18 protein-coding genes are annotated in these 24546 nt (G+C 71.5%); 11 read left to right on the plus strand and 7 right to left on the minus strand.

Going from position 1 to position 24546, the window contains the following annotated elements:
* Nucleotides 1–48: 48 nt before the first annotated feature.
* From ACJX2R_RS16795 to ACJX2R_RS16815, 5 genes are all read right to left on the minus strand, one after another.
* Nucleotides 49–1437 carry an alpha-amylase gene (locus ACJX2R_RS16795; RefSeq protein WP_413100752.1) on the minus strand — a complete coding sequence of 463 codons (1389 nt, stop codon included), beginning with the start codon at nt 1435–1437 and terminating at the stop codon, nt 49–51.
* 1003 nt (nt 1438–2440) lie between these two features.
* Entirely contained in the window at nt 2441–3499 is a 1059-nt protein-coding gene (locus ACJX2R_RS16800; protein ID WP_413100753.1) for a LacI family DNA-binding transcriptional regulator, read from the minus strand.
* A 134-nt stretch (nt 3500–3633) separates the two neighbouring features.
* On the minus strand, nt 3634–4464 hold the full coding sequence (locus tag ACJX2R_RS16805) for a sugar ABC transporter permease (RefSeq protein WP_262706176.1): 831 nt from the start codon (nt 4462–4464) through the stop codon (nt 3634–3636).
* Nucleotides 4465–4466: 2 nt separating this feature from the next.
* Nucleotides 4467–5489 carry a carbohydrate ABC transporter permease gene (locus ACJX2R_RS16810; protein WP_413100754.1) on the minus strand — a complete coding sequence of 341 codons (1023 nt, stop codon included), beginning with the start codon at nt 5487–5489 and terminating at the stop codon, nt 4467–4469.
* Nucleotides 5490–5500: 11 nt separating this feature from the next.
* On the minus strand, nt 5501–6778 hold the full coding sequence (locus ACJX2R_RS16815) for an extracellular solute-binding protein (RefSeq protein ID WP_413100755.1): 1278 nt from the start codon (nt 6776–6778) through the stop codon (nt 5501–5503).
* Between the two features lie 306 nt (nt 6779–7084).
* On the opposite strand from ACJX2R_RS16815, the gene ACJX2R_RS16820 reads away from it, so the two are divergent.
* From ACJX2R_RS16820 to ACJX2R_RS16870, 11 genes are all read left to right on the plus strand, one after another.
* On the plus strand, nt 7085–8755 hold the full coding sequence (locus tag ACJX2R_RS16820; RefSeq protein ID WP_413100756.1) for a glycoside hydrolase family 13 protein: 1671 nt from the start codon (nt 7085–7087) through the stop codon (nt 8753–8755).
* Nucleotides 8756–8780: 25 nt separating this feature from the next.
* The gene (locus ACJX2R_RS16825; RefSeq protein WP_413100757.1) at nt 8781–9833 is read left to right on the plus strand and encodes a LacI family DNA-binding transcriptional regulator; all 1053 of its coding nucleotides are present in this window, start codon (nt 8781–8783) and stop codon (nt 9831–9833) included.
* Nucleotides 9834–10344: 511 nt separating this feature from the next.
* Entirely contained in the window at nt 10345–11193 is an 849-nt protein-coding gene (locus tag ACJX2R_RS16830) for a phosphatase PAP2 family protein (protein WP_262706181.1), read from the plus strand.
* Nucleotides 11194–11335: 142 nt separating this feature from the next.
* Nucleotides 11336–12238 carry an HAD family hydrolase gene (locus ACJX2R_RS16835; RefSeq protein WP_413100758.1) on the plus strand — a complete coding sequence of 301 codons (903 nt, stop codon included), beginning with the start codon at nt 11336–11338 and terminating at the stop codon, nt 12236–12238.
* Nucleotides 12239–12323: 85 nt separating this feature from the next.
* Nucleotides 12324–13484, plus strand: coding sequence for a threonine synthase (locus ACJX2R_RS16840; protein ID WP_413100759.1), 1161 nt, complete (start codon nt 12324–12326; stop codon nt 13482–13484).
* Entirely contained in the window at nt 13481–14161 is a 681-nt protein-coding gene (locus ACJX2R_RS16845) for a transcriptional regulator (RefSeq protein WP_413100760.1), read from the plus strand. The genes ACJX2R_RS16840 and ACJX2R_RS16845 overlap by 4 nt, the downstream gene beginning before the upstream one ends.
* Entirely contained in the window at nt 14158–15084 is a 927-nt protein-coding gene (locus ACJX2R_RS16850; protein ID WP_413100761.1) for an aminoglycoside phosphotransferase family protein, read from the plus strand. Before ACJX2R_RS16845 ends, ACJX2R_RS16850 begins: the two co-directional genes overlap by 4 nt.
* A 60-nt stretch (nt 15085–15144) precedes the next feature.
* Nucleotides 15145–15849, plus strand: coding sequence for an N-acyl homoserine lactonase family protein (locus ACJX2R_RS16855; protein ID WP_413100762.1), 705 nt, complete (start codon nt 15145–15147; stop codon nt 15847–15849).
* Between the two features lie 602 nt (nt 15850–16451).
* Entirely contained in the window at nt 16452–16826 is a 375-nt protein-coding gene (locus ACJX2R_RS16860) for a hypothetical protein (protein ID WP_413100763.1), read from the plus strand.
* A gap of 83 nt (nt 16827–16909) precedes the next feature.
* On the plus strand, nt 16910–18019 hold the full coding sequence (locus ACJX2R_RS16865) for a hypothetical protein (RefSeq protein ID WP_413100764.1): 1110 nt from the start codon (nt 16910–16912) through the stop codon (nt 18017–18019).
* Nucleotides 18016–19212, plus strand: coding sequence for a hypothetical protein (locus tag ACJX2R_RS16870; RefSeq protein ID WP_413100765.1), 1197 nt, complete (start codon nt 18016–18018; stop codon nt 19210–19212). Before ACJX2R_RS16865 ends, ACJX2R_RS16870 begins: the two co-directional genes overlap by 4 nt.
* Before the next feature lie 233 nt (nt 19213–19445).
* Here ACJX2R_RS16870 and ACJX2R_RS16875 read toward each other — a convergent pair whose 3' ends face one another.
* Both ACJX2R_RS16875 and ACJX2R_RS16880 read right to left on the minus strand, forming a co-directional pair.
* Nucleotides 19446–22667: a bifunctional [glutamine synthetase] adenylyltransferase/[glutamine synthetase]-adenylyl-L-tyrosine phosphorylase gene (locus ACJX2R_RS16875; RefSeq protein ID WP_413100766.1), complete on the minus strand. Its 3222-nt coding sequence runs from the start codon at nt 22665–22667 to the stop codon at nt 19446–19448.
* A gap of 164 nt (nt 22668–22831) precedes the next feature.
* Complete coding sequence (locus tag ACJX2R_RS16880) at nt 22832–24193, minus strand: glutamine synthetase family protein (protein ID WP_167501255.1); 1362 nt, start codon at nt 24191–24193, stop codon at nt 22832–22834.
* Nucleotides 24194–24546: the final 353 nt, after the last annotated feature.

Genomic DNA, 24546 nt, shown 5'->3' on the forward strand with positions numbered 1-24546 from the left:
GGCAGGGGCGGAGCCCCCTGTCCCGGGCCCGTCGGTGAAGGCCGCCGCCTACCCGCAGCTACGGGCGCCCGTGTGCAGGGCCACCGCCGTATTGGCGCCCAGCGTGGCCGTGAACCGGCCCGAGGAGTCGACCGTGACGGACTTGCCGCTCTGGACGTCGCAGTAGCCCCCCGCCGGGAGCGAGGTCTGGAAGGTCCGGGTGAGGGAGCCGCTCTCGTGGTTGATGGCCACGTACGCCTTGTCGCCGCGTCCGAACGCGATGGCGTTGTTGCCGTTGTCCCACCAGTTGGTCACCGAGGCGCCCCGGGCCGTGTTGCGGAAGGCGACCATGCTCTTGATCTCGGGCCATTTGTGCTGGCACTTCCAGCCGTCCTGGTAGCAGGCGCCCACCGCACCGCCGTTGGGCGGGCCCGCGTCGTTGTCGCTGAACTCGTAGCCGGAGTGGACGTCCGGGGAGCCGTACGGCCAGGCCAGCATGAAGACGTTGGCCAGGGTGTAGTCGGCGCCGTTCTTGTAGGTGAGGGTGGAGCCGTTGCGCTCGGTGTCCCAGTTGTCGACGAAGACACCGGACTGGCCGCTCGCCATATAGCCCCAGCCCTCGCCGAAGTTCTTCAGATACGCCAGCTTCTCGCCCTGGAAGACCCGCTTGAGGTCACGGCCGTAGCGGAACTCCTGTACGTCGCCGTTGCGCAGATACTCGGTCGGCGAGACCGCCTCGCCCTGGCCGTAGATGACCTCCTGCTTCCAGTAGACGCCCGGGTCGCTCAACTTGCTCTTGATGGCGGCCAGATCGTCCGCCGGGATGTGCTTGGCACCGTCGACGCGGAAGCCGTCCACGCCGAGCGAGAGCAGGTCGTTGAGGTACTGCGCGAGCCGGGTGCGGACGTGCTCCTCACCGGTGTCCAAGTCGGCGAGGCCCACCAGCTCGCAGTGCTGCACGTTCCAGCGGTCCTGGTAGTTGCTGATCTGCGCGGTGCAGTCGTCCATGTCCTGGGGCTGGTAGATCCCCGGGTAGTCGTACTTGGTGTACGAGGAACCGCCGGTGCCGGTGCCGGATCCGGCCGACATGTGGTTGATGACGGCGTCGGCCACGACCTTCACGCCCGCCGCGTGACAGGTGTCGACCATGTTCTTGAAGGCGGCGCGGTCGCCGAGCCGTCCGGCGATCTTGTAGCTGACGGGCTGGTAGGAGGTCCACCACTGGCCGCCCTGGATGTGCTCGGTGGCCGGGGACACCTCGACGAAGCCGTATCCGGCCGGGCCGAGAGTGCTGGTGCACTCCTTGGCGACGGAGCCGTACTTCCACTCGAAGAGTTCGGCGGTGACGTCCTTGGCGCCGGGCGGCGTCGCCCGCGCGGTCTGGGGCAGTGCGACGAGCGTCACCGCGCTCGCCGCGAGGGCGAGTGCGGTGGCGAGGGGTATGCGGCTGCTGGCCATCGTTCCTCCGTGGGGGGAGTTCGGGGGTGCCGATTGAGCCTCGTACGGCAACGCGCCATGCCCGTAAGGCCGGTTGAAGGTTCTTGCTGCAAGACGTCAGTGGTGGGGTGGTGACGGGAACGTACTCGCGAGTTTTCGTTGTTGCAAGGCCTTTCGCAAGTAATTGCGGCGGTGTTACGTTCAACCACGTTCTCCGATCCGGCCGGCCGGGGGCCCGGTCAACGGGCCCCACGCGCCCGGCCGGTCGGATCGGTTTTCCCAGGGGGTGCCGGCTACGGGGTGCCCGGCGTGCGGATCTTTCCCCAGCCTCAATACGCGGCTCCGCCGCGTGACACGGGCTCCGCCCCTGGACCCAGGGGCGTGGGCCTGGGCGAAGCCCCGGACACCCCCAAACGCGCTGGGGCGGCGGGTCCGGCGAGTCTCTCCCCTCCCCGCCCCTTCCCGTAACAGGGGCTCCGCCCGTGGCCCCCGGGGCCGACGAGCCGACCATCGCCGCCGCGGCCCCCCACACCGGCGAGCTGATCGCGATCGGCACGCCGACGCAACGGAAGACCGAGCGGACACCCGCACGCCCCCGGACCGTCCGGCCGGGCCCGGGGCGGAGCCCCTGGCTCGCTCCCCTGGTCCCCAGACGTCGGCGAGCCGACCCTCGCCGCGATCAGCTCCCCGGCCAGGGCGCCGACCGAGCCACCTGTGGCGCAGCGGTCGAGCGACCGACCGGTGAGCAGGAAACCAAAGCGTCCACGGGGCAGCCGCTCCCCGCGGCCAGCGACGAGACCCTGAACACCCCCACCAACGGGCTGACCCCGATCGGCACGGCGGACAACCGGACGGAGGCCCGCACACACCCGAGCCGCCCGCCCGGGGCCCGGGGCGGAGCCCCGGTTTCGCTTCGCCCCGAGCCACCTGTGGCGCGGTCGGGGGCTGGGGCGGAGCCCCAGTTGAGGGGAGGGGCGGGTAGGGGAATAGCCCGCCCACAGGCGGCGCTATCCGGCGGGCACTCCTAGCGCGGCCTCGCCGTCGAGCCGCGCACGACCAGGTCCGGCTGGAAGACGAACTCCGTGTGCTGGACCGGGTTTCCGGCCATCTCCTCCAGCAGCGCCCCCACCGCCGCCGTCGCCATCGACTGCACCGGCTGGCGGACGGTGGTCAGCGGGGGATCGGTGAAGGCGATCAGCGGGGAGTCGTCGAAACCGACCACCGACACATCGTGCGGCACCCGCAGCCCGCGCCGGGCCGCCTCCCGGATCACCCCGAGCGCCATCAGATCGCTGCCGCACACGATGCCCGTACAGCCCTGGTCCAGCAGCGTGGCCGCCGCCACCTGCCCGCCCTCCACGCTGAAGAGCGTATGCCGCACCAACTCCCGTGCCTCGTCCGCCGATCGGCCCAGCAGCTCCGCGCTCGCCGCGAGGAACCCCTCGACCTTGCGCAGCGCGGGGACATAGCGGGCAGGCCCCACCGCGAGGCCGATCCGGTGGTGGCCGAGCGCGGCCAGGTGGCGGACGGCCATCCGCGCGGCCGCCCGGTCGTCGGGCGAGACGAACGTCGCCTGGATGTGCTCGTGGTAGCCGTTGATCAGCACGAACGGCACCTTGCGCCCGGCCAGCCGGGCATAGCGGGCGGGGTCCGCCGTGGTGTCGGCGTGCAGTCCGGACATGAAGACGATGCCCGCCACATCGCGCTCCTCCAACTGCTCCACCAGCTCGTCCTCGGTGGCGCCGCCGGGCATCTGGGTGCACAGGATCGGGGTGTAGCCATGGCCCGCCAGCACCTGCTCGATGATCTGGGCGAAGGCGGGGAAGACCGGGTTGGTCAGCTCCGGGATGACCAGGCCGACCAGCCCGGCGCTGCGCCGCCGCAGCCGTACCGGCCGTTCGTAGCCGAGGACGTCGAGGGCGGCGAGCACCCGCTGCCGGGTGGTGGCCGCCACGCCCGCCTTGCCGTTGAGCACCCGGCTGACGGTGGCCTCGCTGACCTTGGCCTGGGCGGCGATATCGGCGAGCCGCGGCGGCGCCCCCGATGGGCCTGCCCCCGGTGGGCCCGCCTCCGGTGGACCCACCCCCGGTGAGCCAGCCCCCGGTGGGCCCGCCGCGGATGCCCCCGCCGCGGACACGCCCGCCTCCCGCGCGCTCGCCGTCGAAGGACCCGCAGTCGAAGGAACCGCAGTAGAAGGACCCGCCGCCAACGGACCCGTCACGACTTGGTCGCCCCGGCCGTGAGCCCCGCCACCAGATGGCGCTGGGCCCAGGAGAACACCAGCGCCGCCGGGATGGCGATCATGACGGCGGCGGCCGTCATGGAGCCCCAGTCGGAGGTGTACTGGTTGACGAAGGTCTGGAGCCCCGCCGCCAGCGTGAGGTTGTCCTCCCCCGTCATGAAGGCGGAGGCGTAGGCCACCTCGGCCCAGGCGGTGATGAAGGTGTAGAACGCGGTCACCGCGAGCCCCGGCTTGGCCAGCGGGACGACCAGCCGCCAGAAGGTCCCGAAGGGGTTGAGCCCGTCGACCCGGCCCGATTCGTCGATCTCCACGGGGATGGTGTCGAAAAAGCCCTTCATCATCCAGGCGCAGAACGGCACGGCCACGGTGAGGTAGGTGACGATGAGCGAGATCGGCTGGTTGAGCCAGCCCAGCGTCGACATGATGTTGTAGAGCGGCACGATGAGGATGGCCACCGGGAACATCTGGGTGATCAGCAGCAGCCACATCAGCGGGCGCATCCCGGGGAACCGGAAGCGGCTGACGGCGTAGCCGGTGGTGGCCGCGACGAAGACGCCCAGGAGCGTGGTGATGACCACGATGAACAGCGAGTTGCCGAACCAGGTCAGGAACTCGGTGTCGCCCAGGACGTGTTGGTAGTTCCGCAGCGTCGGGTCCTTGACCACATCGGTGCTGAACGCCTCGCTCTTGGGCTTGAACGAGGTCACCACCAGCCACAGCGGCGGGAAGACCGCGACCGCGGAGGCGATGACGAGCGTGGTGTGCAGCCCGACGGAGGCGAGCGGGCCGCGTCGTTGGTCGCGCATGGCTACCAGACCTCTCCCTGCTTGCGGAGCGAACGGCGGTAGATCACCGCGAAGAGCATGAGGATGAGCAGGATCAGCACACCCCAGGCCGAGGCGCCGGCGAAGTCGCGCGGGCTGTTGACGAAGGAGAGCCGGTAGGCGTACGTCACCAGGATCTCGGTGGAGTCGCCGGGTCCGCCGCGGGTCAGCAGGAAGATCACCGGGAACATGTTGAACGTCCAGATGGTCGACAGCAGAACCACGGTGGAGCTGACCGAGCGCAGCCCGGGCAGGGTGATGTGGCGGAACCGCTGCCAGGGGCTCGCCCCGTCCATCTCGGCGGCCTCGTACAGCTCACCGGGGATGGACTGGAGCCCGCCGAGCAGCGCGACCAGCATGAACGGCACCCCGAGCCAGATGTTCACGGCGATCACCGAGACCTTGGCCATGGTGGGGTCGTTCAGCCAGGGCACCGCGTCGATCCCGCCGCCGTGCAGCACCTTGTTGAGGATGCCGTTCTTCTCGTTGTAGAGCAGCCGCCAGGCGAAGACGGAGACGAAGGCGGGGACGGCCCAGGGCAGGATCAGCAGCGACCGGTAGAGGGTGCGCCCGGCGAACCGCCGGTTGAGCAGTACGGCCAGGCCCAGGCCGATCGCGAAGGTGAGCGCCACACAGCTGACGGTCCAGGTGACGGTCCAGCTCAGCCGGTCCCAGAAGACCTGGTCCTTGAGGATCGCCCGGAAGTTGTCGAGGCCGACCGTCTTGTAGGTGGCGGGGATGTGGTTGATCCCGATGGTGCGCTCGACATTGGCCTCGTTGGCGTCGGTGAGCGACAGATAGACGCCGCGGACCAGCGGATAGCCGATGATCAGCCCGATGACGAGCACGACGGGCGCGACCATGGCCCAGGCGTACCAGTGGCGGGCGAGCGCGTTGCGGATCCGGCGCGGCGGTGGGGTGCCGGCCTTGCGAACCCGGCCGCCCCGGCCGCGGGCGCCCTTCGCGCCCGCGGCCGGGTCCAGCGGCCGGCTGGTGTCGACAGCCATCGTCACCGGCCCTACTTCCAGTCGCCCTTGAGGAGCTTGCGGTACGCGTCACCGACCGCGTTGGCGGCCTTCTCCGGTGAGGTCTTGCCGGTGAGGACGCCCGGGAACTGCACCAGGATCGCCTGGAAGAGGCTGTTGCCCTCGGGGATCCAGGGGCGCTCTACCGCCTTGTCGACCGCGGCCTTGAAGAACTTCACGTTCGGGTTCGCGGCGACCGTCTTGTTGGAGTAGACGGAGGTGCGGGTGGGCAGCAGGGAGAGCTTCTCGGTGGTCTTGGCCTGCACCTCGGCCGAGCTCATGTACTGCGCGAAGGCGTAGGAGGCGTCGAGGTTCTTCGACCCGGCGTAGACGGTGAGGTTCTGACCGCCCTGCGGGGCGCCCTGGCCCTTGCTGCCCGCCGGGACCGGGACCACTCCGAGGTTGGACTTGTCCTTGAACGCCTTGCCCGCCAGGGTGTCCTCGATCGCCCACGGCCCGTTGATCGTCATCGCGACGTCGCCGTTCTTGATGGCGTTCTGCATGTTGTCCCAGCCGTCGGTGGCGTCGGTCTCCGCCGCCTTGGAGGTGACCAGATCGCGGGCGGCCGCGAACGCCTTGATGCCGGGCTCGTCGTCGACGGTGACCTTCTTGGCGCCGGTGTCGAGGAGGTCGCCGCCCTCGCCGTAGATGAAGGGCAGGTACCAGTAGGCGTCGTCGCCGCGCAGATAGAGGCCGGTCTTGCCGGTCTTCTCCTTGATCTTCTTGGCGGCGGCCTTGAGCTCGGTCCAGTCCTTGGGCGGCTGGACCCCGGCGTCCTTCAGCATCTTCTTGTTGTAGAAGAGGCCGAGGGTGTCGATGACCTGCGGTACGGCGTAGGTCTTGCCCTTGAACTTGGCGCCTGCGAGCGCCTTGGGCAGATAGTCGGACTGGTCGGCGAGGGCGGGGGTGCCGTCCAGCGGGGCGAGATAGCCGATGTTGGCCAGGTCCTGGGTCCAGGCCACCTCGGTGCGCAGCACATCGGGCGCGCCGGAGCCGCCGGAGCCCGCGGCGTTCTTGAACTTGGCCAGCGCCTCGCCGAAGGGCACATTGACGTAGTTGACCTTGACGTCGGGGTGCTTCTTCTCGAAGCCCAGGGCGAGCTCCTTGTACGCGCCCTTCTCCGCGTCGTTCGACGTGTCCCAGTACGTCACGGTGCCGGAGAGCCGGCCGCCGGACTTCTTGTCGCCGCTGTCGCCGTCGTCACCGCCGCACGCCGTCGCCGCGAGCGCCATGGCCGCGACGAGTGCGGTGGCCGCTATGCCACGTCGCATCTGAACTCCTCCAAAGCCGGCCGCTCCCTCGCGGCCCCAAGTTGCGGAGGAACGTAACAGGGCCGCAAGCTCACCGAAAGACCTTGCGGCAAATTTCTGCAAGGCGCCCGGCATCGTTACGTCCGCGTGTCCCCGCGGTAGCCGCTCCGCTCCGTTGCGGCGCTTGACAGGTCCCGGTAGGCGCTTGACGGGTCCCGTTATGGCGCTTGACGTACGCCCACAGCACGACCGGAGCACCCCCCGGAGGGCACCAGCGCGCCCTGCAAGCTCTTCCGCAAGGCATTGCAGAGCTGTTACGTTCGCGCCATGACCCAGGAGCTCACGACCTCCCTTGCCACCGAGCCGGCGCGCCCGTCCGAAGGCCACGGATGGTGGCGCGACGCCGTCATCTACCAGGTGTACGTACGCTCCTTCGCCGACAGCGACGGCGACGGGATCGGCGATCTGCGCGGGGCGCGGGAGCGGCTGCCGCACCTCGCCGGGCTGGGTGTGGACGCCGTCTGGCTGACCCCCTTCTACGCCTCCCCGCAGGCCGACGGCGGCTACGACGTGGCGGACTACCGCGCCGTGGACCCGCTCTTCGGCTCCCTCGGCGACGCCGACGACCTGGTGCGCACCGCCCATGAGCTGGGGCTGAAGGTGATCGTGGACGTCGTCCCGAACCACAGCTCGGACCAGCACCCATGGTTCCGCGAGGCGCTGGCCGAGCGGCCCGGCGGCGCGGCCCGCGCCCGCTACCACTTCCGCCCCGGCCGCGGTGCCCACGGCGAACTGCCGCCGAACGACTGGGAGTCGGTCTTCGGCGGCCCCGCCTGGACCCGTACCACCGCTCCGGACGGCACCCCCGGCGAGTGGTACCTGCACCTGTTCGCCCCCCAGCAGCCCGACCTCAACTGGGACTCCCCCGAGGTCCGCGCGGAGTTCGACTCGGTGCTGCGCTTCTGGCTGGATCTGGGCGTGGACGGCTTCCGTATCGATGTCGCACACGGCATGGTCAAGGCCGCCGGGCTGCCCGACATCGGCCACACCGAACAGGCCAAGCTGATCGGCTCCCAGGTGCTGCCGTTCTTCGACCAGGACGGGGTGCACGAGATCCACCGCTCCTGGCGGCGGCTGCTGGACTCCTACCCCGGTGACCGGATCGGCGTCGCCGAGGCATGGGCGCCCACCGCCGAGCGGCTGGCCCTCTACGTACGCCCCGACGAGCTGCACCAGGCGTTCAACTTCCAGTTCCTGAAGTGCCCGTGGGACGCGGCGGCGATGCGCGAGGTGATCGACGAGTCGCTGGCCGCCACCGGTTCCGTCGGCGCCCCCACCACCTGGGTGCTCTCCAACCACGACGTGGTCCGGCACCCCACCCGCTACGCCGACGGAGCCGGTGGCGGCCCGGAGCGGGGGCTCGCCCGCGCCCGTGCCGCGGCCCTGCTCATCCTGGCGCTGCCCGGCTCGGCCTACCTCTACCAGGGCGAGGAGCTGGGCCTGCCCGAGGTGACCGAGCTGCCGGACGAGCTGCGCCAGGACCCGGCCTTCTTCCGCACCTCCGCCGAGGGGCAGGAGGGCCAGGACGGTCAGGACGGCTTCCGCGACGGCTGCCGGGTGCCGCTGCCCTGGACCCGCTCCGGCGACTCCTACGGCTTCGGCCCCGGCGGCAGCTGGCTGCCCCAGCCGGAGGACTGGGCCGAGCTGTCCGTCGAGGCACAGACCGGCGACCCCGGCTCCACGCTGGAGCTGTACCGGGACGCGCTCGCGCTGCGCCGTGAGCTGCCGGGTCTCGGGGACGGCCCGATGAGCTGGCTGGACGCCCCGGCGGGGGTGCTCGCGCTGTCCCGGCCCGGCCTGGTGTGCACGCTCAACACGCTCGGAGAGGAGGTCGAACTGCCGGTTCCGGGGCGTGCGCTGCTCTCGTCGGCGCCGCTGGCGTACCAGGCCGGAACCGTGTGCATTCCGCCTGATTCGTGCGCGTGGTGGGCAATCTGACATGCGACCGGTACAGTCCCACTCCATGACCGCACGGCTTGCTGACATCGCAGCCCAGGCGGGGGTCAGCGAAGCCACCGTCAGCCGCGTCCTCAATGGCAGGCCGGGGGTGGCGGCGGCCACCCGCGAGTCCGTCCTCGCCGCTCTGGACGTCCTCGGCTATGAGCGGCCGGTGCGGCTGCGGCAGCGCAGCGCCGGACTGGTGGGACTGATCACGCCCGAGCTGGAGAACCCGATCTTCCCCGCGCTCGCCCAGGTCATCGGGCAGGCGCTCACCCGGCAGGGCTACACCCCGGTGCTGGCCACCCAGACCCCCGGCGGCTCGACGGAGGACGAGCTGACCGAGATGCTGGTGGACCGGGGGGTGGCCGGGATCATCTTCGTCTCCGGGCTGCACGCGGACACCTCGGCCGATATGCAGCGCTATGACCAGCTGCGCGGCCAGGGTGTGCCGTTCGTCCTGGTGGACGGCTTCTCGCCGAAGGTGCGGGCGCCGTTCATCTCGCCCGACGACCGGGCGGCGATGGGGCTGGCGGTCACCCATCTGGTCTCGCTCGGGCACACCCGGATCGGTCTCGCGCTCGGGCCGAAGCGATTCGTACCCGTACTGCGCAAGATCGAAGGCTTTCAGCAGGCGATGCGGGACCGGCTGGGGCTCTCCCCGGCCGAGTCCGAGGAGCTGATCCAGCATTCGCTGTACACCCTGGAGGGCGGTCAGGCGGCGGCGACCGCGCTGATCGAGCGGGGCTGTACGGCGGTGGTGTGCGCGAGCGACATGATGGCGCTGGGCGCCATCCGGGCGGCCCGGCGGCAGGGTCTCGCGGTCCCTCAGGACGTCTCGGTGGTCGGCTTCGACGACTCCCCGCTGATCGCCTTCACCGATCCACCGCTGACCACGATCCGTAAGCCGGTGCAGTCGATGGGGCAGGCGGCGGTGCGGGCGCTGCTGGAGGAGATCGGCGGCACCCCGGCGCCGCCCAGCGAGTTCGTCTTCCTGCCCGAGTTGGTGGTGCGCGGGTCCACGGCGTCGGCGCATGGGGTGGAGGCGCGGAGTCGGGCGGCCGGGGGCGCGGCCTAGGGGGCGTCCGGGGGCGGCTGAGGCCACGTCGCCTGCGGCGAGCTGCTCCCCTACCCGCCCCTTCCCGAAACCGGGGCTCCGCCCCAGACCCCGACTTGGGGCTCCGCCCCAGCCCCCCGGGGCCCAGGGGCGAAGCCCCACCTTCCAGCCCCTCCAACGCTCAAGGACCCGAGCCTGGGACGAAGCCCCACCTTCCAGCCCCTCCGACGCTCAAGGACCCGAGCCTGGAGCCCCACCTTCCAGCCCCTCCAACGCTTAAGAGCCTGGAGCGGAGCCCCGCCTTCCAGCCCCTCCGGCGCTTGAGGAGCGGGGTCTGGGGCGGAGCCCCAGTTGTGGGAAGGGGCGGGTAGGGGAAAGCCCCCGTCCCGGGGCCTCGTCCAGTGACCCGACAGCCGGTGGACGTATAGGGGCATACGCCCCTTGGAGGACCCCCCGGACCAGGACATAAGCAACCAAGACCCGATGCCGCGGATGATCTGCGGGTGGACGTCGTCTGGCAGACTGTTGCCCTATGGGTGGAGCGACGATCAGGACCACGGCAGGCCGTACAGCCACCCCGGCACCCATCGCGGACACCGACGCGGAGCGGGCACCGGGCCTCACCCTGATGGACCGGTTGCGTACCCCAAGAAGGCCCCGGCTCTGGTTCGAGATCGTCCTCATCGCCGTCAGTTACTGGACATATTCGCTGATCCGCAACGCCGTCCCGGAACAGCGCCCGGAGGCGCTGCGCAACGCGAGCTGGATCTGGGAGTGGGAGCACCGGTTCGGAATGGCCTTCGAGCGGGGCGTCAACCATGCGATCGACTCGGTCAGCTGGCTGATCGTGGGCATGAACTACTACTACGCCACGCTCCACTTCATCGTGACGCTCGGCGTGCTGGTGTGGCTCTACCACTGGCATCCGGGCCGTTACGCCGCCACCCGGCTGGCGCTCTTCGCGACCACCGGCGTGGCCCTGCTCGGCTACTACTTCTTTCCGCTGGCCCCGCCCCGGCTGATGAGCGGCGGCCACTTCATCGACACCGTGGTGGTGCACAACACCTGGGGCTCGATGGCCTCGGGGAACCTCGCCGATATGTCGAACCAGTACGCGGCGATGCCCTCGATGCACATCGGCTGGTCGCTGTGGTGCGGTCTGACCATCGCGACGCTGGCCCGCCCGGTGTGGGTGAAGGCGCTGGGGCTGCTCTACCCCTCGGCCACGCTGCTGGTGATCGTCGCCACCGCCAACCACTTCTGGATGGACGCGGTCGGCGGGGTCATCTGTCTCTCCTTCGGCTTCGCGCTGTCGTGCGCGTGGTACGGCTCGCTGCCGTACCGGCTGCCGAAGCAGGTGGCCGTGATCTGCACGGTTTGATCGTCCCCGGCGGAGCCGCCATTCTCTGTTCCGCAAGGTCGACATGAGTTCACATGTCGACATGGTTCAGGGGCTCCATGTGTCGCGCTGACTCGACGCGGAATGAGCACGATGAGCGTGACGAAAGGGACCACCGGCCACCGTGCACACCGCCGACGCCGCCACCGCTGCCGTTTCCTCCGTATCCGCGTCCGCCTCCGGGTCCCCGGGCGTACTGCTCCCCCGGCCCCGTACCGCCGGGCGGCCCCGCTTCCCGCTGGTGGCCACCGACCTCGACGGCACCCTGCTGCGCGGGGATCTGACGGTCTCACCGCGCAACCGTGCGGCGCTGGCCCTGGTCCGGGCCGCCGGGGCGCGGCATCTGGTGGTGACCGGGCGCCCGGCCGCGTCCTGCCGGGAGTTCCTGGTGGCGATCGGCTACCGGGGGCTCGCGGTGTGCGGACAGGGCGCGCAGCTGTACGACGCCTCCGCGGACCGGCTGCTGGTCTCCGCGTCGCTGGACCGGGAGCTGGCCCGGTCGGTGGTGGAGCGCACCGAGGAGGCGCTGGGCGCGGGGCCGCTGGAGCTCGCCGTGGTGACCGCGGCGCCCGAGAACCGCTTCGTCGTCACCTCCCGCTTCACCGACCGGATGCGTCCGGAGTGGGGGCTGGCCGAGCGGGATGAGCTGTGGGCGGCGCCGATCGAGAAGGTGCTGATGCGCCACCGCACGGTGGCGGACGGGCTGGTCGCGGCGGCCGCGGAGCGGGTGGGCGCGGGCGAGGTGGCGGTGACCCACTCGGAGAAGGGCATGATCGAGGTGCTCCCGGCCGGGACGGACAAGTCGGTGGGGCTCCAACTGGCCGCCGACCGCATGGGGTTCACCCCCGCCGAGACGATCGCGTTCGGCGACATGCCCAATGACATCCCGCTGCTGGGCTGGGCCGGATACGGGGTCGCGATGGGCAACGCCCATCCGGAACTGAAGGCGATGGCCGACGAGGTGGCGCCGGCGAACGAGGACGACGGGGTCGCGGTGGTGCTTGAACGGCTGTTCGCCCACCCTTGAGCGGCCCTCGCACCGCACTCGCCCTGGGCTCGAGCGGCCCGCCACGCCCTTGACTGGCTATACACAACTAAACAAAATATCCAAGGTGCGAGCTGAACCAGGATCCGAACCCCGCTACGTCGACGAGCGCTCCGGCGCCACTTACCCGATCGACGACCCTCGCTGGTGCGGCGATGACGGGGCTCCCCTCACCGTCTCCGCACTGCCCGGCATCACCCGCGAGCAGGTGGACACCGGGGCCCGGTCACTGTGGCGCTACCGAGCGGCCCTCCCGGTGCGCATCGACGCCCCGGTGTCACTGGGAGAAGGGTGCACCCCGCTGGTCGAGAAGAGCTGGGGAGAGGATCGGATTCTCTTCAAGCTGGAGTGGTTCAGCCCCACCGGCAGCTTCAAGGACCGCGGCACCAGCGTGATGATCTCGCTCCTCGCCCAGCGCGGCGTACGCGAGGTCATCGAGGACAGCTCCGGCAACGGCGGGGCCTCAGTCTCCGCGTACTGCGCCGCCGCCGGCATCCGGGCCCGGATCCTCGCCCCCGCCACCACCTCCCCCGCGAAGATCCTCCAGAGCCGGGCCTACGGCGCCGAGGTCCAGCTGGTGCCGGGCGATCGGGACGCCACCGCGGCGGAGGCGCTGCGCCAGTCGGCCCATACGTACTACGCCAGCCACAACTGGCACCCCTTCTTCCTCCAGGGCACCAAGACCCTGGCGTACGAGCTGTGGGAGGACCTGGGCTTCGCCGCACCGGACGCCGTGGTGACCGTGGCGGGCGCGGGCAGCACCGTACTCGGCTGCGACCTCGGCTTCTCCGAACTGCTCGCGGCGGGCCAGATCGCCCGCCGCCCCCGGCTGCTGGTGGCCCAGCCCGCCCACTGCGCCCCGCTGCACGCCGCGTTCCGCGCGGGCACCGAGACCCCCGTACCGTCTCTCCACGCCCCGACCATCGCCGAGGGCACGGCCATCCGCGAGCCCGTCCGCTTCCCCGAGGTGCTGCGCGCCATCCGCCGCTCGGACGGCGACATGGCGGCCATCCCGGAGGACGCGATCGCCGGGGCGGTCCGCCGGCTGGCCGCGATGGGGCTCTACGCGGAGCCGACCAGCGCGACGGCGGCCGCCGCGATCGAGGTCTTCCGCGCTCGGGGCGCGATCCGCCCCGGTGAGACCACGGTGGTGCTGCTGACCGGGTCGGGCCTGAAGGCGACGCCGACGATGACGGAGCTCTTCGCACCGGAGGGCGATGAGCGATGACCGAGGAGAGGCGTCAGGAGACGACGGGAACACCCGAGGACGAGCTGCTGCTCCGCGAGGCGGAGAAGATCGTGGTCGCCCTCGGCCGGATGTTCCCCGGGCTGTGCGAGGTGGTCCTCCACGATCTGCGCAACCCCGACCAGTCCATCCGCGCCATCGAGAGCAATCTCTCCGGCCGCGAGGTGGGCCAGCCCGCCACCGAGCTGGGCCTGGCCCGGATGCGGGACCCCGGCTTCCCCGACATCGTCCAGAACTACGCCAACCGCTTCCCGGACGGCCGCCCGGCGAAGAGCACCTCGATCGGCATCAAGAACGGCGCGGGCCAGTACGTCGCCGCCATCTGCCTCAACCTGGACGTCTCCCTCTTCGCGAGCGCCGCCCGCAGCCTCAACAACCTCGTACGGACCGATGAGCAGGAACAGCCGCTCACCGAAACCCTCCGCGCCCGCACCGCCGCGGAGCTGCGCACCGTCATCGAGGAATTCGCCGCCGCCCGCGGCCAGACCCCGCGCAGCCTGGGCACCCCCGCCAAGAAGGAACTCGTCCGCACTCTCAAGACCAGCGGCTACCTCCAGGTGAAGCACTCGGTCCAGGTGGTCACCGAACTCCTGGGGGTCTCCCGCGCCACGGTCTACAACTACCTGCGCTCATCCGACACCGGAGACCACTCCGGATGACCCCACCGATCCGACGCATCGACGTCCCCGAAGCCTTCGCCGCGTCGTTCGGCGAGCATGACACCGCCGGACGCGCCTGGCTCGCCGCGCTGCCCCGGCTGGCCGAGGACTTCCTCGACCGCTGGGACCTGCGCCCGGCCGGTCTCGCCGCCCATGGCATGGCCTCGCTCGTCCTCCCGGTGACCGGCGCGGACGGAACTCCCGCAGTCCTGAAACTCCAGCAGGTCGGGGAGGAGACCGAGGGGGCCCCACTGGGCCTGCGGACCTGGAACGGCAACGGCGTGGTGCTCCTGCTCGACCACGACCCGGACACGGGCACCATGCTGCTGGAGCGCCTGGACGCGTCCCGTCCGCTCTCCTCGCTGCCCGACGACACCGCCGCGATGCGCGTCCTGGCCGATCTGCTGGCCCGGCTGACCTCGGTACCCGCCCCCGGCGGCCTGCGCCGGCTGTCCGAGATCGCCGCCACCATGCTCGAGCAGACGCCCGACGCCGTACCGGCCCTGCGCGACCCGGCCGAACAGCGGCTGGTCCGCGCCTGCGCCTCCGCCGTGGCCGAACTGCTCGACGAGCCCGGAGACCGGCTGCTGCACTGGGACCTCCACTACGACAACATCCTCGCCGGTGAACGCGAGCCCTGGCTGGCCATCGACCCCGAACCGCTCACCGGCGACCCCGGCTTCGAACTCCTCCCGGCGCTGGACAACCGCTGGGACGAGGTCCTGGCCACCGGCGACCCCACCCGTGCGGTACTCCGCCGCTTCGACCTGCTGACCGAGGCCCTCGGCCTGGATCGGCGGCGGGCCACTGGCTGGACCCTCGGCCGCGTCCTACAGAACGCCCTCTGGGACATCGAAGACGGCAAGGCCACCCTGGAACCGGCCCAGGTCACCATCGCCACCGCCCTGTTGGCCCACCGTTAGCCGCTCTGCTCCCGGCAGAGCACCGAGCGGGCACGCTATGCGCCGCGCGACCATGGCGAGATGGCCAACGACACAGCGGTACGCCGCCTCGACCTCGGCTACTTCGTCCGCCCCGCCCCCGAAACCGGCGGACCGCGGCCACGGGTCGAACCCGTACTCGCCTACCTCGTACGGCACGACCGTGGGCTGATCCTCTTCGACACCGGCATCGGCGCCGCCGACCCCGAGACCGAGGCGCACTACCGCCCCCGTCGCCGCCCCCTGCCGGACGCGCTCTCGGCGGCCGGGGTCACCCTCGCGGACGTCTCCCTGGTCGTGAACTGCCACCTCCACTTCGACCACTGCGGCGGCAACCCCCTGCTGGGCGGCAGGCCAATCCTGGTCCAGGACGTGGAGCTGGCCACCGCTCGCGGGGGCGACTACACGTTCGCCGAGCTGCTGGACTTCCCCGGCGCCACGTATGAGGAACTCGCCGGGGAGACCGAGATCTGGCCGGGCGTCCACATCATCCCCACCCCCGGCCACACCGACGGCCATCAGTCATTGGCGGTCCGCCAGTCCGACGGCACGGTGATCCTCGCCGGTCAAGCCCACGACTTCGCCTCCGAGCTCACCTCGGACCACCTGGCCCGCAGGGCCGCCCTCGATGGCGTGGCCCAGCCCCTCCCCCCGTACCGCCCCTGGCTGGACCACCTCCTCGATTTCGACCCCCGCCGCGTTGTGTTCGCCCACGACTGCGCGGTCTGGGAGCCGCCGGGCGACTGACGGTCTCGTCTCGCGCCTTCGGCGCCTTTGAGCATGGGGGCGGGGGTGGGGGCCCGGGTGGCGTCGCCGGCCGCCGGGCCGTGAGTGGCGGGGCCGGTGGCGGCTCCCGTGCTCAGGGGCTTGTGCCGATGCCGGACCACCGAGGGGGTGGGGTACCCCCCTGAAAAACGTTTGACAAATTAGTTGCTTCAGATCAAGCGTTTTCGGAAGGGGTACCCGGAGGGGCCGTCAGTCGGCCGGGTCCCAGCCCAAGACCGCAGGAGCCGCCACCGGGACGCACCACCACCGGCCCGACGGCCGGCGGCGAGGCCCGCGCCCCCCACCCCCGTCCCCCATGCTCAATGGCGCCGAAGGCGCGAAACGAAACCCGCACCGCACCACCGGCCCCAGCACCGGACCGAACGGGACACGGTCCCGGGAAAGCAGTGTGGTTCCAGGTCAGCGGGGCCAGTTCATGAGCGGTCGAGTCGCTCAGTCGCCGACGTACACGAGAGAGCTCGGGGCTCGTCTCTCTCACTTCGGGGCCGCAAGGACCAGTGGGTGCCATCCGTGGAGCTACCGTGACGCCACAACTCCCTGTCCCTCGGCGCCTGGAGGATGGTGTGCGGTACAAAGGGCCGCTTCCGAAGCGGGTCACCGGCCGGTTCAATGCCTGGATGGTCGGGCTGCGCGCCTCTCCGCGGTGGGGGCGGTGGGTGAGCGGGCGGCTCACGGTGGTGACCTATACGGGGCGGCGGTCGGGGCGCAGCTTCAGTACGCCGGTCGCCTATCGGCGCGCCGCCAATGTCGTCACGATCTCCGTCGCCATGCCCGAACGCAAGCTGTGGTGGCGCAACTTCACCGGTGAGGGCTGGCCGATATCGCTGGACCTGGACGGGAGCGGCCGGACCGGGCATGCCGTCGCTGACGTGGATGGCAAGGGGCGCGTCACCCTCACCGTGCGGCTCGACCAGCCACCCGCCGCGAGCAGCCGCTGACGCCTACGGAATTGCCATGGCCTCTTCACGTCGTGCGCGGAGCCGCTGAGTAGGATCGGCGACCACACGGGGGAAGGTCATTGATGAAACAGTTGATGGGCGGCGCACGCCGCCGGGCCGTGTCGATCGGTGGCGCCGTCGCGGTGCTGGTGGCGGTGGCCGGGGTCGGGACGTGGGCCACGGACACCTGGCCGTTCGACGGGAAAGACACCTACTGCTGGGGTGCGTGGAAAGAGGACAGCGGGCCGGAGTTCCTGAGCGGCGACGCGCTGGACGGGGACAGCGCCAGCCGTACGTCCAAGGAGACCGCGCCGACACCACGGCGCCAGCGCGGTCGGTGCACCGTGGCGCTCCACTCCGAGCGCGCGGACAGCAGCGACGGCAGCAAGGTCGTGGAGGAGACCAAGATCACGGTCACCTACGGGCCCGCTCCCGAGGGCGCCGCCGAGCGCATGGAGTGGATCGGCGGCTACCTCGGCGACCGGGCGATGCCACTGCCCGACGGGCTGCCGGGCGCCACCGACGGTCGGCACGCGCTGCTGGTGCTGCCCAAGGGCTGCGACACCGAGGACGGGCGGCCGACCGCGGTGACGCTCGACTCGATGGCGCGGTCGGTCTACACCGACTCCACCATCTCGGGCGACGCGGGGCTCGGCGGCTCCCAGTCCGTGGCCCGGCTGCTCGTCGCGGCGGCCAACCGCGCGATGGAGAAGGCGGATTGCGCCCCGGCGAAGCCGCTCGAGGCCGTCTCGCCCATGCCCACACTGCCCGAGGAGGATGAGGACTTCTTCACCCGGGCCTGCCGGATCAGGGGCCTGGAGTTCGGCGAGGAGGCGGCCCGCGACCTGGAGTACCAGGTGGGCGCGGTCACCCGGGATCTCCAGTCCTGTTCGGTACGGACGCAGCACGGTGACGGCCGGTACTTCGACGCCCTGATGGTGGCCCAGCCGCGGCTCTCCGCGCTGTTCGACGGGGCCACGGGCAGCAAGGCACCGGCGCGCGGCTGGCGCGGTACGGGGGTCTTCGCCGACGACTACAAGGTCGTACGGGCCGACTGCGCGGGGCGCCCGCTCACCGTGCTGATGCTCGCCCCCTCGCTGCGCGAGACGACTCCGTACTTCGCCGCCTTCGCCGACGCCGTGGCGCGACGCGTCGGTTGCGCGCCCGTCGCACCTGGGGGTTCCAGCCGATGAACGACTCCGAGAACGACAACAGCAACGAGAGCAACGAGAGCGGCACCCGCGTGCCGCTGCACGAGCGGCGCCGCCCCTGGTGGCACTGGCGGCGCGTGGCCCGCTCCCGGCCGCGGCTGGCCGTGATCATGGCCGTGGTCGGAGCCATCGTGGGAGCGCTGCTCGGCGGCGCCGGGGTGGCCTGGCGGGCCGAGGCGGGTCCGTTCGCGGACGACCGGGCCTGCTGGGGGGCGTTCAGCCGGGACGATGCGGCGGCGCTGTTCGACGGCAAATCCGGCGGCGAAGAGGACGTCAAGAGCTCCGAGCTGCCCATCACCAGCGATCGCATCGGCGCCAAGGGCTCGTCCGGCCAGTGTCTGCTGACCTCCGACGGATCGCGGATCACCGTCCAGGCGCATCAGCTGGACACCCGGTTCGGCGGCGCGGGCGACCAGTGGGCCGATGAGTTCCTGTCCGCGCGGCTCACCCCGCTGGGCGACGGGCTGCTGGGGATGGCCTCGGACACCCGGGCCTGGCTCGCGGTGCCGGACGGCTGCATCGGCCGACCGAGTCGGCTGGGCGTCGCCGACGGCCCCACCGTGATCGACCTGGCGACCGGCTGGACGATTTACGACGACGAGGTCAACACCGAGGCCAGGGATGGACTCGCCCGTGCCGTGGTCACCTTGGTCAACCACTACATGGCCGACAAGGGGTGCACGGGCACCATCGCCGACCCGACGCGCCGGATGCCGGAGCCGCCGCGGTTCCTGGACGAGAAGAAGGACGCCATGTGCGGCGTCAAGGGCTTGCCGCTCCCCCGCGGCTACGCGCACGGCACGCTGGGCCGCACCCTGGTCACCCGGGGCGCGGGGCCGGTGCGCACCTGCGACCGCCGGGTGCTCTTCGACCATCCCGAACTGCGGCTGATGACGGTCGAGGATCCCCGGCTCGCGGTGCTCTACGAGCAGCTGTCCGGGGACGGCGCCAAGGAACGGGTCAAGGCCGGTGAGCAGGACGGACACGGCTTCGTCCGCGACGACATGGGGCTGTTCCAGGCCGAGTGCCAGACTGGCCCGGTCACCTTCCTGATCCGGGCGGACAGCGGCCGGCGCCCCGCCGACATCCGTACGATCCTCCCCCGCTATGTGGCCGCGGAGGCCGACCGGATCGGCTGCGGTCCGCTGCGCGTCACCCTGCCCTCGGACGGCTAGGGGTGTCCGGCGGATCTTGACGCCTGCGGCGGGCTGTTCCCCTACCCGCCCCTTCCCGAAACCGGGGCTCCGCCCCAGACCCCGAACCGGGGCTCCGCCCCAGACCCCGGCCCGGGGCTGTGCCCAAGACCCCGAACCGGGGCTCCGTCCCTTCCCGCGGCATCGATATGCGGCTCCGCCACGTGGCTGGGCTCCACCCGGCTCCGGGGTCCAGGGGTGGCGCCGATCCTCGTTCAGCTCTCGTAGTCGTAGAAGAGCCGCTCCACCACCGCCCGCGCCCGGCGGGTGGTGCGGCGGTAGTCCTCCAGCATCTCGCCGACGTGGCCGGGGCCGTAGCCCAAGTACCGGCCCACGGCAGCCAGTTCGCGCACGTCCGTCGGGAAGGTGTCACCGGGGCGGCCGCGGACGAGCATGACGGCGTTGCGGACCCGGCTGGCGAGGATCCATGCCTCGTCGAGGGTCTGGGCGTCCTCGGTGGAGATCAGCCCGGCGGCGTGGGCGGCGGCCAGGGCCTCGCGGGTGCGGGTGGTGCGCAACCCCGGCTCGGCCCAGCCGTGGCGCATCTGGAGCAGCTGGACGGTCCATTCGACGTCGCTGAGACCGCCGCGGCCCAGCTTGGCGTGGGTGGTGGGGTCGGCCCCGCGCGGCAGCCGCTCGGACTCCATCCGGGCCTTGAGCCGCCGGATCTCGCGGATCGCGTCCTCGCCCAGCCCCTCGGCCGGATACCGCAGCGGATCGATCAGCTCGATGAAGCGTTCGCCGAGCCCGGGGTCGCCCGCCACCGGCTCGGCGCGCAGCAGCGCCTGGCTCTCCCAGACCAGCGACCAGCGGCGGTAGTAGGCGGCGTACGAGGCCAGGGTGCGCACCAGCGGCCCGGACTTTCCCTCGGGGCGCAGATCGGCGTCGATGAGCAGGGGCGGGTCCACGGTGGGGAGCTGGAGCAGCCGTCGCATCTCGTTGGCCACGGCGAAGGCGGCGCGGGCGGCCTCCTGGTCGTCGGCGCCCTCGCGCGGCTCGTGGACGAAGAGCACATCGGCGTCCGAGCCGTAGCTGAGCTCATGGCCGCCGAAGCGGCCGACACCGATGACGGCGAAGCGGGTGGGCAGCTCATCACCCCAGGTGTCACGGACGGCGGCGCGCAGGGCCCCGGCGAGGGCCGCGGCGTTCAGATCGGAGAGGGCGTCGCCGACCATGTCGATCAGCATCGCGTCGTCCACTGGCGGTTCGGCGGCGGGCGCGGCGGGCCGGGCCGGCACATGGGGTTCGGAGTCCCGCAGGGCGCTGGGGACCTCGGGCGCCTTGGCCGGTGCGGGGGCGGCCGCCCCGGTGGCCCGGCCCGGTGTCTGATCGCCCGACGGCGGCCAGCTCACGGTCGGGCGCACCTCGCCGTTGGCCAGCCGGGCGCTTTCGATGATGTCCGCGGCCGCCGTACGGAACATCTCGCGCCGCCGCACCCCGCGCGCCGCCGCGACCGCCTGCTCGGCGCCGTCGGCGCGGCCGACCGCGGCCAGCACCTCCTGCTCCAGATGAGCCCGGCCGCGCGGGCGCAGCCCCTCCGGGTCGCCGAGCAGGGCGACCGCCTCGGGGGCGCGCAGCAGCAGGTCGGGGGCGAGCCGCCCCGCGGAGAGCACCCGGGCCAGGTTCTCGGCGGCGGCGCCCTCGTCGCGCAGCAGCCGCAGGTACCAGGGCGTCTTGCCCAGCGCGTCCGAGACCTTGCGGAAGCCCAGCAGCCCGGCGTCCGGGTCGGCGGAGTCGGCGAACCAGCCCAGCAGCACGGGCAGCAACGTCCGCTGGATCGCCGCCTTACGGGTCACCCCGGACGCCAGGGCCTCCAGGTGGCGCAGCGCACCGGCCGGGTCCGCGTACCCCAGCGCGGTGAGCCGCTGACCGGCCGCCTCGGAGCTGAGCCGGATCTCACCGGGCTGGAGCTGGGCGACGGCGTCCAGCAGCGGCCGGTAGAAGAGCTTCTCGTGCAGCCGCCGCACCTCGCGGGCGTGCCTCCGCCAAGCGGTGCCCAGCTCGGTCACCGGCTCGGTGCGGAACCCCAGCGACCGGCCGAGGCGGCGCTGGTCGGCCTCGCCCTCGGGCATCAGATGGGTGCGGCGCAGCCGGTAGAGCTGGAGCCGGTGCTCCATGGTGCGCAGAAAGCGGTACGCGGCGTCCAGCGCGGCGGCGTCGGTACGCCCCACATAGCCGCCGGCGGCCAGGGCGGCGAGCGCGTCCAGCGTCGTACCGCTGCGCAGCGACTCGTCGGACCGCCCGTGCACCAGCTGGAGCAGCTGGACGGCGAACTCGACGTCGCGCAGCCCGCCGGGGCCCAGCTTGAGTTCGCGGTCGACCTCGGACACGGGGATGTTCTCGACCACGCGGCGGCGCATCTGCTGGACGTCGGGGATGAAGTTCTCGCGCTCGACAGCCTGCCAGACCATGGGCGCGAGGGCGTCCACGTAGGCCTGGCCGAGCGCGGCGTCGCCCGCCATCGGACGTGCCTTCAGCAGCGCCTGGAACTCCCAGGTCTTGGCCCAGCGCTGGTAGTACGCCAGATGGCTGGAGAGGGTGCGTACCAGCGGGCCGTTGCGCCCCTCGGGGCGGAGGTTGGCGTCGACGGGCCAGATGGTGCCCTCGACGGTGACGTCGGAGCAGACGCGCATCAGCCGCGAGGCGAGCCGGGTGGCGGCCCGTACCGCCTCGCCCTCCTCGACGCCCTCGACGGCCTCCGCCACGAAGATCACGTCCACGTCGGAGACGTAATTGAGCTCGCGGCCGCCGCATTTGCCCATGCCGATCACGGCCAGCCGGCAGGCGGCGGCGTCCTGCGGCTGCTCCTCGGCCGCGATCTCCAGCGCGGCCCGCACCGTGGCGGTCGCCAGGTCGGCCAGTTCGGCGGCCGTCTGGGTGATGTCGGTGGTGCCGCACACATCGCGGGCGGCGATGGCCAGCAGCGCCCGGCGGTAGGCGACGCGCAGCGCGTCGGGCCGGGGCCTCCCCGCCCCGGGCGCGCCCCAGACCCCCTCGGCCAGGGCCCGCTCGAACTCGGGGGTGGTGGGGTGCAGATCGGCCGACTCATAGGTCACCAGGGCGTGCCAGTCGCCCGGGTGGCGGGCGAGGTGGTCGCCCAGCGCCTCGGAGGCGCCGAGCACCCCGAGCAGCCGGTCGCGCAGCGGTTTGGCGGTGACGAGGGTGTCCAGCAGCGCCTGCCGGGACCCGGCCCGCTGCCCGCCGTCCTCCTTCTCCTCCGCGTCCTCCTCGGGCAGCGCCTCGACGAGCCGTACGAGCCCGAGCAGCGCCAGATCGGGATCGGCGGTCGCGCCGAGCGCCTCCAGCAGCACCGAATCGCTCCGCACCGCGGCCAGCTCGGGCGCGTCCAGCAGCCGCTGCGCGGCCGAGGCGTCGGTGAAACCGTGCCGCAGCAGCCGGGTGATGTTGCTGCTCCTGCGTCCCTGCGGTACGGCCATCCCGCCGCCTCCCGTCCTGGTCGACTCCGCGCCGCTCGACCACGCGCACACCCGTGATCAAAGGCGCCGCTGACGAGCCTAAGCGACCCCGAGGGCGAAGCGGCAGGTCCGGGCGGTGACGACCGGCGGGGCGGGCCCGATCCGCGCCCGCCCAAGCCCCGTGGCTACAGCACCGGCAGGTTCTTCCGCAGCTCGAACGGCGTCACCTCGGAGCGGTACTCCTCCCACTCCTGCTTCTTGTTGCGCAGGAAGAAGTCGAAGACATGCTCCCCGAGCGTCTCGGCGACCAGTTCGCTGCGCTCCATGAGGTCGATCGCCTCGCCCAGGTTCTGCGGGAGGGGCTCGATGCCGAGGGAGCGGCGTTCGGCGTCGGAGAGGGCCCAGACGTCGTCGTCGGCGCCGGCCGGGAGTTCGTAGCCGCCCTCGATGCCCTTGAGGCCGGCGGCGAGGAGGACCGCGTAGGCCAGGTAGGGGTTGGCGCCGGTGTCCAGGGAGCGGACCTCGACGCGGGTGGAGCCGGTCTTGCCGGGCTTGTAGAGGGGGACGCGGACGAGGGCGGAGCGGTTGTTGTGGCCCCAGCAGATGTAGGAGGGGGCCTCGCCGCCCGCGCCGGCGGTGCGCTTGGAGCCGCCCCAGATGCGCTTGTAGGAGTTGACCCACTGGTTGGTGACGGCGGAGATCTCCCCGGCGTGGCGCAGCAGCCCCGCGATGAAGGAGCGGCCCACCTTGGAGAGCTGGAACTCGGCGCCGGACTCGTAGAAGGCGTTGCGGTCGCCCTCGAAGAGGGAGAGGTGGGTGTGCATGCCCGAGCCGGGGAACTCCGAGAACGGCTTGGGCATGAAGGTGGCCTGTACGCCCTGCTCCAGCGCGACCTGCTTCATGACCAGGCGGAACGTCATGATGTTGTCGGCGGTGGAGAGCGCGTCGGCGTAGCGCAGATCGATCTCCTGCTGGCCGGGGGCGCCCTCGTGGTGGGAGAACTCGACCGAGATGCCCATCGATTCGAGCATGGTGATCGCCTGGCGGCGGAAGTCCATGCCGATGTTCTGCGGGGTGTGGTCGAAGTAGCCCGAGGAGTCGGCGGGCACCGGGCGGGTGCCGTCCACCGGCTTCTGGTTGAGCAGGAAGAACTCGATCTCGGGGTGGGTGTAGAAGGTGAACCCGAGGTCGGAGGTCTTGGCGAGGATGCGCTTGAGGACGAAGCGGGGGTCGGCGAAGGACGGCGAGCCGTCCGGCATCAGGATGTCGCAGAACATCCGAGCGGTCCCGGGGGCCTCGGCGCGCCAGGGCAGGATCTGGAACGTCCCCGGGTCCGGCTTGGCGATCATGTCGGACTCGTAGACCCGGGCGAAGCCCTCGATCGCGGAGCCGTCGAATCCGATGCCCTCGTCGAAGGCGCCCTCGAGCTCGGCCGGCGCGACGGCCACGGACTTGAGGAAGCCGAGCACATCGGTGAACCAGAGCCGTACGAACCGGATGTCGCGCTCTTCGAGCGTGCGGAGCACGAACTCCTGCTGCTTATCCATGGTCCCCAATCCTTGCAGGTCAAACGGCTCTTTGCGCGGGCGCGGGGCACCTTCCGCATCCCCAGTATCACGCGGCGGGATTTCACGCAGGTTTCGTCCGGTCGCCCCGGTCTCCCCTCACCTCACCACGATGGGTGCATCGTACTTTCACCCGGCCGGTCCCGGACCCGACCGTTCCGTCCCCTCCGTGGCGCCTGCCGGGGCTCCATACCCCTTGGGGGTAGGGTGCCGATTATCACGATGATCAAACGGTCGGATGATGATCTGAAGGTCAGAACGGTCAGATGGAGGCGGCGATGCGGCGAAGCCCCTCACCCCGGAGCCGATCGCTGATGCGGCGCATAGAGCGGCGC

The organism is Streptomyces sp. Inha503, assembly GCF_047215865.1.
GTDB classification, from domain to species: Bacteria; Actinomycetota; Actinomycetes; order Streptomycetales; family Streptomycetaceae; genus Streptomyces; species Streptomyces lycopersici.

Excerpts from the sequence above, each read along its gene's own strand:
- ACJX2R_RS16845 (WP_413100760.1), top strand. The coding sequence starts at position 13,481 with ATGACCGAGGAGAGGCGTCAGGAGACGACGGGAACACCCGAGGACGAG.
- ACJX2R_RS16850 (WP_413100761.1), top strand. The coding sequence starts at position 14,158 with ATGACCCCACCGATCCGACGCATCGACGTCCCCGAAGCCTTCGCCGCG.
- ACJX2R_RS16875 (WP_413100766.1), bottom strand. The coding sequence starts at position 22,667 with ATGGCCGTACCGCAGGGACGCAGGAGCAGCAACATCACCCGGCTGCTG.
- ACJX2R_RS16805 (WP_262706176.1), bottom strand. The coding sequence starts at position 4,464 with ATGCGCGACCAACGACGCGGCCCGCTCGCCTCCGTCGGGCTGCACACC.
- ACJX2R_RS16795 (WP_413100752.1), bottom strand. The coding sequence starts at position 1,437 with ATGGCCAGCAGCCGCATACCCCTCGCCACCGCACTCGCCCTCGCGGCG.
- ACJX2R_RS16815 (WP_413100755.1), bottom strand. The coding sequence starts at position 6,778 with ATGCGACGTGGCATAGCGGCCACCGCACTCGTCGCGGCCATGGCGCTC.
- ACJX2R_RS16810 (WP_413100754.1), bottom strand. The coding sequence starts at position 5,489 with ATGGCTGTCGACACCAGCCGGCCGCTGGACCCGGCCGCGGGCGCGAAG.
- ACJX2R_RS16855 (WP_413100762.1), top strand. The coding sequence starts at position 15,145 with ATGGCCAACGACACAGCGGTACGCCGCCTCGACCTCGGCTACTTCGTC.
- ACJX2R_RS16825 (WP_413100757.1), top strand. The coding sequence starts at position 8,781 with ATGACCGCACGGCTTGCTGACATCGCAGCCCAGGCGGGGGTCAGCGAA.
- ACJX2R_RS16880 (WP_167501255.1), bottom strand. The coding sequence starts at position 24,193 with ATGGATAAGCAGCAGGAGTTCGTGCTCCGCACGCTCGAAGAGCGCGAC.
- ACJX2R_RS16820 (WP_413100756.1), top strand. The coding sequence starts at position 7,085 with ATGACCCAGGAGCTCACGACCTCCCTTGCCACCGAGCCGGCGCGCCCG.
- ACJX2R_RS16865 (WP_413100764.1), top strand. The coding sequence starts at position 16,910 with ATGAAACAGTTGATGGGCGGCGCACGCCGCCGGGCCGTGTCGATCGGT.
- ACJX2R_RS16830 (WP_262706181.1), top strand. The coding sequence starts at position 10,345 with ATGGGTGGAGCGACGATCAGGACCACGGCAGGCCGTACAGCCACCCCG.
- ACJX2R_RS16870 (WP_413100765.1), top strand. The coding sequence starts at position 18,016 with ATGAACGACTCCGAGAACGACAACAGCAACGAGAGCAACGAGAGCGGC.